General features: G+C 45.9%; 11 protein-coding genes. 8 read left to right on the top strand and 3 right to left on the bottom strand.

The features are described from left to right. Positions 1 to 159 precede the first annotated feature (159 nt). The 5 genes from QUB33_RS27885 to QUB33_RS27865 all read left to right on the top strand — a co-directional run bounded on the left by QUB33_RS27885 (position 160) and on the right by QUB33_RS27865 (position 4,859). Positions 160 to 396, top strand: a complete 237-nt coding sequence (locus tag QUB33_RS27885) for a hypothetical protein (RefSeq protein WP_333357389.1) — start codon at positions 160 to 162, stop codon at positions 394 to 396. 583 nt (positions 397 to 979) lie between these two features. After that, the gene (locus tag QUB33_RS27880) at positions 980 to 1,519 is read left to right on the top strand and encodes a vitamin K epoxide reductase family protein (RefSeq protein ID WP_333357386.1); all 540 of its coding nucleotides are present in this window, start codon (positions 980 to 982) and stop codon (positions 1,517 to 1,519) included. Positions 1,520 to 1,736: 217 nt separating this feature from the next. After that, positions 1,737 to 1,976 (top strand): hypothetical protein, encoded by a 240-nt coding sequence (locus QUB33_RS27875; protein WP_333357383.1) that lies wholly within the window; start codon positions 1,737 to 1,739, stop codon positions 1,974 to 1,976. A gap of 183 nt (positions 1,977 to 2,159) precedes the next feature. After that, positions 2,160 to 3,197: a hemerythrin domain-containing protein gene (locus tag QUB33_RS27870; protein ID WP_333357380.1), complete on the top strand. Its 1,038-nt coding sequence runs from the start codon at positions 2,160 to 2,162 to the stop codon at positions 3,195 to 3,197. Between the two features lie 465 nt (positions 3,198 to 3,662). Continuing rightward, positions 3,663 to 4,859, top strand: a complete 1,197-nt coding sequence (locus QUB33_RS27865) for an SDR family NAD(P)-dependent oxidoreductase (protein WP_333357377.1) — start codon at positions 3,663 to 3,665, stop codon at positions 4,857 to 4,859. Between the two features lie 344 nt (positions 4,860 to 5,203). Here QUB33_RS27865 and QUB33_RS27860 read toward each other — a convergent pair whose 3' ends face one another. Further along, the gene (locus QUB33_RS27860; RefSeq protein ID WP_333357374.1) at positions 5,204 to 5,944 is read right to left on the bottom strand and encodes a uracil-DNA glycosylase family protein; all 741 of its coding nucleotides are present in this window, start codon (positions 5,942 to 5,944) and stop codon (positions 5,204 to 5,206) included. Positions 5,945 to 6,448: 504 nt separating this feature from the next. Here QUB33_RS27860 and QUB33_RS27855 point away from each other — a divergent pair. Beyond that, complete coding sequence (locus QUB33_RS27855) at positions 6,449 to 7,411, top strand: aldo/keto reductase (protein WP_333357370.1); 963 nt, start codon at positions 6,449 to 6,451, stop codon at positions 7,409 to 7,411. 53 nt (positions 7,412 to 7,464) lie between these two features. Here QUB33_RS27855 and QUB33_RS27850 read toward each other — a convergent pair whose 3' ends face one another. After that, on the bottom strand, positions 7,465 to 8,058 hold the full coding sequence (locus QUB33_RS27850; RefSeq protein ID WP_333357367.1) for a PHB depolymerase family esterase: 594 nt from the start codon (positions 8,056 to 8,058) through the stop codon (positions 7,465 to 7,467). Positions 8,059 to 8,537: 479 nt separating this feature from the next. After that, positions 8,538 to 8,798: a hypothetical protein gene (locus QUB33_RS27845; RefSeq protein WP_333357364.1), complete on the bottom strand. Its 261-nt coding sequence runs from the start codon at positions 8,796 to 8,798 to the stop codon at positions 8,538 to 8,540. Positions 8,799 to 9,558: 760 nt separating this feature from the next. Here QUB33_RS27845 and QUB33_RS27840 point away from each other — a divergent pair. Next, complete coding sequence (locus QUB33_RS27840) at positions 9,559 to 9,789, top strand: chlorophyll a/b-binding protein (protein WP_333357361.1); 231 nt, start codon at positions 9,559 to 9,561, stop codon at positions 9,787 to 9,789. A gap of 98 nt (positions 9,790 to 9,887) precedes the next feature. Beyond that, positions 9,888 to 10,343 carry a DUF4383 domain-containing protein gene (locus tag QUB33_RS27835; protein ID WP_333357358.1) on the top strand — a complete coding sequence of 152 codons (456 nt, stop codon included), beginning with the start codon at positions 9,888 to 9,890 and terminating at the stop codon, positions 10,341 to 10,343. Positions 10,344 to 10,707: the final 364 nt, after the last annotated feature.

Raw genomic sequence — 10,707 nt, 5'->3', positions numbered from 1 at the left:
TTTTAGTAGGCATTGACTTTTTCTAAATATCATCATATTATACTATGCAATATGCGTTTTAGATGCTGAACAGCTTAGTATACCGATAATAATTAATTATTATCTTTAGTGTTTGCAGACAAGACAATAAGTATTTAATAACCCTATCAAAAGAGAAACATGATAGGTTGGAATAGTAACACCGAACAGTACCTAAGACAGTTAAGCGAATTGCAGAGAGGCATTTTCACTAGCTGGGCATCAATGATGCCGAATATGCCAAGTTCCAATATGCCCAACGTCGGCGATACTCTGGCTAACAACCTGAAATTTCAGCAACAGGTGGTGACGAGTTCTCTGGAATTGCAGGCTATGGTGGCTCGTCTGTCAATCGAAACCCAGAAGCAATTTTGGTAAAACTATTTCAAAATGCTTGGCAGGCCGTAAATTACAAAAGCCGACTGAGGATTAGAATCGCATCAGTTTAGCTAGAGAGTGATTTCTGACCTTTTATCGGGTGTTGTGAAAGTAATTAGGAAACCATCGACTTGAGAAACCTGCTAGAAGGACTAACAAAGCTCTCTAAGATAACCTCTTGGGGAGCTTTTTAAAGATGAAACCGTTTTCAGTAAGAAAAAATTTCTTATTCGTTTTTCCTATAAAAAGGTTGAATTCAATAAAAAGCCCTCTACTAAACTTTAATGCTGTTACTTTGTCTAAGGGTCTACCTAAAGAAAGGACTTATTAACATTAACCGAGTTCAAGTTTTTTTGTATACAAGAGCTTGCAATACAGCGCTTTATTTAAAGTACCTCTTAGGTAAGTGGTACGCATCAAACTGAATCCATAAAATGATGGGAAATCTATACACTCTGAGCGCAGGACGATCGCATCGTTGAATTGGGTTCCTATTGCGTATCCTATTCATTTTCGGTGAACCGCTTCGTGTATGGCTGATGTGACCGTTAACGCACGTTATTATTATTGAGGATTGCGCTTTATGGACGCAAAACAACTGAGTGAGGAGCTGCGTAAAGGACAGAACCCTCACATGACCCGTCGGCGATGGATTATCGGCTTATCTATGCTTGGGGGTTCGATGGGACAAGCCGTCACACTCTACCAGACTGGCATCGTTAATCACCTACCAGATCCGCCCGGACAAAAGCTTTTCGATGCAGACCGCGTTGACGCTTCTAATTACGCTTACAACAAATTCAACTCACCCGACGGGCCAATAATGGTGGCTAATTATGCCCTCACTGCTTGGCTAGCTGCTGCTGGTGGTCTAGACCGCGCTAGGCGCAACCCTCTGTTACCAATTGCAATGGGTATTAAGCTTGTGTTGGACGGCGTGACCAATGTCGAGTTAGCTCGCGAAGAATGGAGCGAGAACAAGGCGTTTTGTGAATACTGCCAAGTTGCGACGGTTTGTTCGATCGCCTCCATCGTACTCGCAGTGCCGGAGGTTATGACCGCTGTTCGCACCCTGACCGGACGCGGCGATTCGGACGCCGAAGCACAGGGCAACACACGGTAATCGATACAACAGGGAAAAGTACGGATTTTCTACAGCGGTGTTGGGCGTACAGCAAATGTTAAGCCCGATGGAGAAAGATTGCACATATTTTGTGCAATTTTTCTCGCTCAATATTCCCTATAGAATTAGTGGTAGAACGAGTCCTGTCTAAGGATAGAACACCTACTTGAAACTGAATGATACTCTTATAGAGTAAGGTGAAAAAGAGGTGCAAATCATGACATCAAATAATCCTCAAGACAATCGCCAAGATGATGCAAAATATGAGCCTCAAGATAATCCTGGCACCCAAACAAGTATACCAACCACAGAAGAGGGTAACACTCCACTTGATGAGAGATATCGCATGACCGGTCAAGAATCCGGTACTGACGTTAGTCCCGGTAGTGAGCCTGAAGCTCCTGGAGGTTCTGGCAACGTGGTTGGCAGTCCAAATCAAGGAACTGACTCTCGTTAAAAAGATTGTTGACAATGCGGTCAATTTTTGAGCGGGATGAACCGTTGGTCTACCAACAAATAAGGTTGGTCTAAATACGACCTTATTTGTAAATAACGTGGGTCAAAATAGCCTGAAAAAGCGAGTAGCTACAGGTATCAAACAGCTATCAATCAGATTATTCACCATCGAGGAACATTAAACATGGTTACAACGTTAGAGGATACAAAACGGCTTGCGATCGGCGAAAGATTGGCAGACTTGAAAGGCTTTCAAAGTTTAATTATCTCGAACGATCAAAAGCTAATAGATGCCTGCCCGGATGAAGATGTTCGCAAGCTTCTCCAGAATATGCTTGAGGATGACCAGAAAAACCTGGGGATTATAGAGACGGTGATAGTCCAATACGGCATTCAAGCTGAACCTAGTGCTGCGACCAAGATATTTATTTCGCAGTTTGAGAAGATGATGTCAGGCGATGAGTTTACGTATTATCAGAAACTCATGCACCACGAACTGATCAAGCATGGTCAAGCCATGAGTGGAATCATTATTCACAAAGCTGCTCAGAAGGTGGGAGCTGATATTGAAGTGGCAATTGGGCCTTTGAATACCGTCAATTTTGAGGGTCGCGCTCACCAAGAACAACTCAAAGGAATGCTCGAACTCGTGGGTGTCCGCGAAATGACTGGTAAAGACGCTGACCAGGGACTCTGGGCACGGGTGCAAGATGCGGTTGCTGCATTGTCGGGTGTATTTGGCAGCATAACCACCCAAAACACTGACAAACAAGATATGAACATCCAGACCCTCATCCGGCTGGATCACAACAAGACGAATACCATTTTCACCGAAATCGGAGCTACTAAAGACCCTCAAAAGCTCCAAGAGTATTTCGGGCAACTCTACAAAGATTTGTTGGTACACGCTCAAGCTGAAGAAGAAGTCGTCTATCCGAAAGTTCGATCGTTCTACGGTGATGACAACACTCAAGAGCTGTACGATGAGCAAGCGAAAATGAAGCAGGTGCTAGATGAAATTAAGGCTATGGACCCCACTAATGCCGACGAATTTAGATCGAGAATTAAAGACCTGATGGAGGCGGTTGGCGACCACATTCGCCAAGAAGAATCCACGATGTTTGCGGCGATCGACAAGAATTGCAGCGACGCTCAAAAAGAGCAAATGGCAACCGAATTCAAAGCTGCCAAGAGCAAGCTTCAGCAAGAAATGGCAGCCTAATTGCAATAACAGCCGACCTTCTCATTACAAGACAAAGCATTGCCCGGTAAGTGGCTGTATGGCTTTTATTGAGAGGGGAGCTGATTGTGCAATAAGAACATAGCTTTTTAGCTCCCACACTCTAGCAAAGCGCGATCGCCCTTACAGCCGCTTCTAAACAGAAGTTCTCCCTAAAGGGCAACTTCTGTTTAGAATAAGAAAGTGTTGCTAACCACTTAAAGCAAAGAGGTAGATAGGTATTGCTAATTTTAGCCGTAAATTTTTTACCCCACCCCAGCCCTCCCCTTACCAAGGGGAGGGAGTAAGAAATTAACACATGATTTAGGATAGCTATATTAGACACAGGATTAGCTCAAGTATGAGAACTTATTAGTCACAGGAAAGGAGAAGTTTAGGGTTTTAGTATCAGGTTTAGGTAATAGGGTAGACTGCGCTTCACAATACATTAGCATTTGAGTTTTAACCATGAATTTATATATAGATAATCAGAATCCTCTTATTCTTTTTGCAGTTGGCGTGGGCGCTTTGTTCGTCCTGCTTTGGGTAGTGCGATCGTGGCGCGAACGTCAATACGATCTCACAGGCAAGACGGTGCTGCTTACGGGTGGTTCTCGCGGACTTGGTTTGGTTATGGCGCGCCAGTTGGTGCAGCAAGGAGCGCGTTTGGCAATTTGTGCCCGCGATCGCGCAGAGCTCGAAAGGGCGCGTGTCGAGCTGGATCAGCGCGGTGGAGAGGTGCTGACTGTTCCCTGTGATGTCACCGATCGCACCCAGGTTGACCAGATGGTGCTGCAGGTGCGCGATCGCTTCGGTCAGATCGACATCCTCATTAACAACGCAGGCACCGACCTTGTGGCCCCAATGGACGTATTGACGATGGAAGACTACGACGACTTGATGAAGCTGCATTTCTGGGCACCGCTATACACTACTTATGCGGTTTTCCCGGAAATGCGTCAACGACAAGCTGGACGCATCGTTAATATCTCTTCGATCGGCGGCAAGGTAGTTTCCCCGCATATGTTGGCGTATTGCGCCAGCAAATTTGCCTTAACCGGTTTCTCCGAAGGGATGCGGACAGAACTGGCAAAGGACGGGATTGCTGTCACAACGGTATGTCCGGGTTTCATCCGCACAGGCGTGATAGACCACGCTATGTTCAAAGGTCAGCACCGCAAGGAGTTTACCTGGTTCAGCATTGGTGATTCGTTGCCTTTAATCTCGACGAGTGCCGAAAAGGTTGCTCGTGAAACCATTGCTGGATTTCGACGCGGTGATGCAGAGGTAATTGTGCCACTTTGGACTTGGTTTAGTGCCAGACTTTATGCTCTTTTTCCAGGGCTTTCTACGACTGCGATCGGTTGGTTAAATCGGTTGTTACCTGGAACAGGTGGCATTGGTACTGATCGCGCTTTTGGAAAAGACAGCCACTCATTTTTGTCGCCTTCCTTGTTAACCTCCTTGAGTGACAAAGCTGCACGGGAAAATAACGAGATTGCAACGGAGAATGCAGATAGCGCTGGAGCAGATCAGCCGATTGAAACTGAGCGACCACATCGACAGGTAGAAGCACAACGAGTCGTGATCGGAGAGACTGACTCCTTTGGAATCACTGAGGGAACGCCATCGCCTGAACCAGCGATCGCAGAAGACGACCAATAGGGATTCCCGTTGATCGAACCTTCGCAGGCATCCCCTGAAATTCAAGCCTGTTTAAGCGAGATCCAAGACACGTTGAGAATTCCCTGGATACCTGCCAACTAGCCTGCTTATGCGATGTATCAATTTGTGAAGCAGTTGTTTTGGGAGCGTCTCAAACCTGCAACGCAAACCGAATCTTGTTTGGAAAATGCTATCGCGCTAGCAGCCGGATGACCCATCAACACTCCAACCCCAATTGGTTTTACTGCTTGTTTTTGCGCTCGTCACCATAAACAGTATTAGAGGAAGTTTATTTTTTCTCTATCCGTGTATAGACTTAAGGGGATTTTGCTTTTGTATTTGGACTAACGTAAAAATGCACGTAAGCTTTCAAGTTCCTCAGATTTTAGACAATTAGCAAAAGTTCTGTTGCTTCTCGCATTGGGGTGAGGAAGGAAAGTAATTAGCTTTTCTCGATCGCCGATCACTATCGGTCCGAACAGAGAAACATCTTTAGGGATATTGAACTCATATTGCATTGCCTCTCTTGCCGACCCTCCCAGTACTACAACAACCCGTGCTGATGAGATTTCCAAGACTTTTTTCAAGTAACTCTGAACGCAGTGATTCTGCGCTTTTTTCACACCAATTTCACTCACTGACTTACAATGCACTATTTCGGTAATTGCATAATCACTTCCTGGAGTGACATTACGCTGAAACAGCTCAATAGCCCTTTGTCGAACCGCACTCCAAAATTTAACACTACTACCATACGTTCCATCTTTCTGTAGTGATTTTCTGCCATCTAAAATCCATACCGTGCGTCCACCACCAAAGCGATTATTGAAGAAGTCATCAATGGCATCATCTGACCATGACCAACGTGGATACTCTTCAACTAAGCTAATGGACGGATTGGAGCTTAGAAATAAAATAGGAGCTTGTTCTATACGTCCACTCCACGGTTCAGGTACTTGGTATTCGTTCAGGCTAGAAGATGACTGGGAAAAAACAATCTCACGACATGGATGCTCAACCGACGGATTTTGAATACAAAAATTTACGTGAGGACAGTGAGCAATCTTATTTAACAATGTTGTCATAAATTCACTAAAAAAATACTTTTAATTTTTCCATCTTTGAACGGTTAAAATAGCAACCCTTTTCTCTCAATGGGACGTGTAGCTACATTCCAAAACTCAACGCAATTTTGAGAGGTGACTTGTAGCTGATGCCCATCACCACGTAACTGCCGAATAGCCGCCCTGATAACCGAATCAAGTGGGTGAGAGCGATCAACAAACCGTAACAGCACATTGGTATCTACCAGGTATATCACAACTAGGGATGCTCCTCGTAGATTCCAGCACGACTGATAGCATAGTCGGATAGTACTGGTATGCTTGACTCGATAGAAATCTCGGACTCGTCAGCCACCCGATCTGCGATTGCATAACGCATCAACTCAACCATTTACCTCACACCTCCTAAATTGCCAATACTCAGTTCTAGTGTGTCTCAAGCAAGATGTTGTAAACGTTTCCTTGCGTTTGAATTTGATCATAGCTATATGCACTTAAGCAATAGCTGCAAAACAAGGAGAACAAATGTCAGAAAGTACGGCAAACTCAGAAATGCTATACCGAACTCTTGGCCGCACAGGAGAGAAAGTTTCCGCGATCGGATTGGGTGGTTGGCACATCGGATTGAAGTATGTTGATGAGCAACTGGGTATCCGGATTGTTCGCAGTGCGATCGACCGCGGCATCACTTTTATGGATAACAGTTGGGATTACAACGGTGGAGTCAGCGAAATTCGCATGGGGAAAGCTCTCCGCGATGGCTACCGAGACAAAGTATTCCTGATGACCAAAATTGACGGTCGCTCCAAGAAAGAAGCCGCAAAACAGCTAGACGAATCACTGCAACGCCTGCAAGTTGATTGCATCGATCTCGTCCAGCACCACGAAATCCTCCGGTTCGAGGACCCGCATCGAGTTTTCGATCCAGAAGGGGCAAATGCCGCCTTAATTGAGGCGCGGGAAGCTGGCAAACTCCGATATATTGGCTTCACCGGACACAAAGACCCCCAGATTCATCTGCATATGCTGGAAGTTGCAGCCAGTTATGGGTTTAAGTTTGATGCGGCTCAGTTGCCGCTGAATGTGATGGATGCACACTACCGGAGCTTTGCGAAGCTGGTTGTACCAGAACTGGTTAAACAGGACATCGGCATTCTTGGCATGAAAAGCATGGGAAACGGGATTTTGTTACGCTCAAATACGGTAACGCCAATTGAGTGTCTGCACTATGCGCTGAATCTACCTACATCGGTTGTGATTACGGGAATTGACAGCATGGAGATTCTCGATCAAGCGTTTGAGGCGGTGCGGACGTTCCAGCCAATGAATGACGAGCAGGTGCGATCGCTATTAGCAAAAACGGCAGAAGCCGCATCACGCGGCGAGTTTGAGCCATTCAAAACTTCATCAATTTTCGACAGCACTGCCCAGAATCTAGATTGGCTGGGAGAGGAGCCACAGCGCATTCAGCAACTGATGTCAACGTGATCGAGAGAGCTTGAGCAACAGTAAATAAATTTAGATTGTGCGAGAATACTCTGCTACGCCGTGAACCAGTCTAGTGCGGAGTCTATAATCGCAGGAGGAATTGTGTGGGGGCCGTCGAACTCGCGATAAACCACATCGTAGCCAGCACCCCGCACCTGTGACACTATCTTACGGCTACAAGGATCGATCGGCAAAACAGAGTCTTGCGTGCCGTGCGAGATGAACAGGCGCGGTTCGCCAACCTGTGAAGCTGGTGCCATAAACCCCGGCGAGAACGCTATCACATGGCTGAACAAGTCGCCGTTCGTGATGCCGACACTTAGGGCATAGGAAGCCCCGTCCGAGAAGCCCTCGATCGCAATGCGGGTAGGGTCTACAGCGTAGCGGCTGAACGTCTGCGCCAGCGCCTGGTCAATCAAGGCGATATCGGGGCCGTACCCACCGACCAGCACATCCCACGTCTGGCGACGCGAGGCAGGTGCCAGCAGGATGAGTCCAGTGGCATCGGCGAGGTTTTGGAAGGGAGTCAGACCGCCGCGTGCGTCGCCACCTGCGCCATGCAGCATCACCACCAGTGGTGCGGGTCGGGAAGCTTGGTAATTTTTAGGCACGTAGAGGAGTCCGTCGCGCTTGGTGGAAAGTCCCAACGGCTGCAGACCGCTTGGTGCCGTTTCCGTAGGCTGCGTTGGTCGTGCTAGCAGGCGTCCGTTTATAGATGCCCGATCCTGATTCTTTGGTTTGTCCGTTCTCATTGATGTAATTCTCTCCATAGAATTGGTGGTACAGGCTGATCCAATCGCCCCAGTGATGCCTACCAAAAACATTCCAAGTAGGTGCCTTCGCCTTAATCGCGAACCGATGTCGGTTTTCTGCTTCAGCATGATGCCCTCGCTTCTCCTGTTGTCAAAAGCGATTTTTTCTCCCCGCGCCAATGAGAGCAAATGACATCTTGTAGTAGATAAGCAAACTGTTCTCGATTAGCCATAGTGAGCCTTCCTTGTAAGGTGAAAAAGGAAAGTGCTTTCGTTGGTATGCCAGAACGCAAGAAAGTGCGATCGCAAGCTGAGCTGAAAAGATGAAAATAAATAACTGTAGGTTGATAAGCTTTCAGGTAATCGGCTATAACCTAGAGGTGATTTTTTTGATATTCATAAGTCGCTTGATAGAGTATCCAAATTTGCTTTTTCAGGCGATTAACAATTTCAAAAAATCTCTCTCGCGTGGCGGTAGCAAATCGCCCACAAACTGGAAGTCTCGATGCTCCACAAACCAAGTTCGCCTGCGCGGACTCAATTGGACCTGGGTCGGCAGGCTTTGTTGAATAAAAGCGAAGCAACTTCTGCCCGGCTTCTTCTTGTTGGCGAAGCCTGCGCGTTGGCGTAGCCATGATTTCCTTTTCTCCTAGTATTTTGCATTCCCGATAATGAGTCGGAAATGTTATTAAAAGCTAGATAAAGATGGCTCTTGCCTCTACCAAACAAAATTAACAGCTAGTGCTTTTTACAACGTCCTTCTCAGGTAGGATCGTAAAGCAAAGGCGACTGTATGCGTTTTTTCAAAGTGGCTTCATTTGTCTCATCAGTAAGATGAGGTGACAATGGTAATCGAGATAGCGTTAAGAAGAAAAGAATTGCTCATTAAGAGTTTAAGCTTGAGTACGTTGAATACAGGCTGAAGCAAAAGCCTTACAACTCAGGCTTTCGATAAGTATTTCACCGCAGTTGTGGCTGATGATGATAGGTTGTGGAGTCAGTGGAAGCGGAAGGGGAGAGATTGATACCGCAGTAATTGTTTAACATTCACGGAGAAATTATAAACGAGTAACGTATGGATGCCTAATCCAGCAAGTGAGCCAAATCAAGAAGTTGGCGCATCTCAACAGGCTCAACATTTTGCACCCCCCAATGCGGGACGCAATTAAACTTCCGATCGATTCTGAAGTCAATCATCAAGAGTAATAGCTCAGGCTTTTCTCCCCTATGTAGTCGGTAAACAAAGATACTTTTTTTGGTGGCAATATTATTAACAGTTGAGCGTTACAAGTCCAATCTTTAGATATAGATAGAAGTTAAGTCTAATGGTAGACCATACAAGTAAATCGACTCGATACCATAAAAGCGGAACAGGATAATTGAGAACTACTCACTATGAAGAATTCAACAATCAATACTAATCGAGTCCCTACGGTCAATACTGATCGAGTCCCTACGGTCACTCCTGCTTACAACGGTGTCGATCGCAATGCCTGGATTTTTGGTTGGAACCCACAGCAAGAGCTATGGAACGGTCGTCTAGCAATGCTTGGTTTTGTCGCCTATCTTCTTTGGGATATGGCTGGTTATAGCGTTCTTCGAGATGTACTCCACCTCGCTCGCTAGGAGTTGAAGGGTCAGTTACAAGCTGTTTGTGTTTCTCTAACAGCAGTAAAACACTTGTTTAGTCCACTGTAAAAATTTTTGAAAATCAAAATACTGCCATGCAAACCTCAACATCTTCAAATTCCTCAATTCGTTACAGTGCTCTGAGCCTAGGTTTCCTTTTCTTGTTACTTGGCTTGGCTGGATTTGTGCCTGCTTTCTTCACTCCCTCTGAGAACTTTACCTCCGCACCAGGCTTTGGCTATATATTCGGGGTATTCCCCACCAACTATTTTCATAATGCAATTGGCATTGTAGTGGGTGTTTGGGGAATTGCTGCATTTACTAGCTTAACCGGAGCAATTGTGTTCAATCGCATCTTCGCTATCCTTTATGCAGCAGGTGCAATTTTAGGATTGCTGCCATTTGCAAATACCTTGTTCGGGCTTACACCACTTTTTGGAAATAATATCTGGCTCAATGCCCTTACTGCTGCTATCGCTTTCTACTACGGATTTGTGAAGTCAGCAGAAGTCACTATGCAGACTTCATCGAGCGCTCAAGCTAGCGTCTAACTAGAATACTTTCTCCAAGTAGAGAAAGGGTTCTCATACTTACCGCCGCAAATTATTTCATCTGCACTCCTTGGCACTTATTCTAGGATGCAAAAGTAGTCTTACAAAGACTACTTTTTTTGCGCCTACATACATCGAATTGTGCAGAGTGTGTTTGTGTCTGAGCAGTGCTAGTTGCAACATACCCGATCGCGCGGCTTACGGTATTGTCGGGACCACTTGGTTTGGGTCTGGTCATACCCCGTGCTGTGCTTCAATTTCGTTGAGCAACATCTCGTCATCTCGTCGGGAGCATCCCGGTTTTGTAAATATCCGAATAAGCGTAAAATAGTTAAAATCAATAAAAGCGTCAAAAAAAGTCGAG

It is taken from the genome of Microcoleus sp. B3-A4 (assembly GCF_036705385.1).
Classification (GTDB): Bacteria; Cyanobacteriota; Cyanobacteriia; order Cyanobacteriales; family Microcoleaceae; genus Microcoleus.
The sequence above is the reverse complement of the archived record's forward strand: the minus strand, read 5'-3'. Positions and strand labels throughout refer to the sequence as shown.

Coding starts and splice junctions, on each gene's coding strand:
- QUB33_RS27875 (WP_333357383.1), top strand. CDS start 1,737: ATGACATCAAATAATCCTCAAGACAATCGCCAAGATGATGCAAAATAT.
- QUB33_RS27870 (WP_333357380.1), top strand. CDS start 2,160: ATGGTTACAACGTTAGAGGATACAAAACGGCTTGCGATCGGCGAAAGA.
- QUB33_RS27840 (WP_333357361.1), top strand. CDS start 9,559: ATGAAGAATTCAACAATCAATACTAATCGAGTCCCTACGGTCAATACT.
- QUB33_RS27855 (WP_333357370.1), top strand. CDS start 6,449: ATGTCAGAAAGTACGGCAAACTCAGAAATGCTATACCGAACTCTTGGC.
- QUB33_RS27860 (WP_333357374.1), bottom strand. CDS start 5,944: ATGACAACATTGTTAAATAAGATTGCTCACTGTCCTCACGTAAATTTT.
- QUB33_RS27835 (WP_333357358.1), top strand. CDS start 9,888: ATGCAAACCTCAACATCTTCAAATTCCTCAATTCGTTACAGTGCTCTG.
- QUB33_RS27865 (WP_333357377.1), top strand. CDS start 3,663: ATGAATTTATATATAGATAATCAGAATCCTCTTATTCTTTTTGCAGTT.
- QUB33_RS27885 (WP_333357389.1), top strand. CDS start 160: ATGATAGGTTGGAATAGTAACACCGAACAGTACCTAAGACAGTTAAGC.
- QUB33_RS27845 (WP_333357364.1), bottom strand. CDS start 8,798: ATGGCTACGCCAACGCGCAGGCTTCGCCAACAAGAAGAAGCCGGGCAG.
- QUB33_RS27880 (WP_333357386.1), top strand. CDS start 980: ATGGACGCAAAACAACTGAGTGAGGAGCTGCGTAAAGGACAGAACCCT.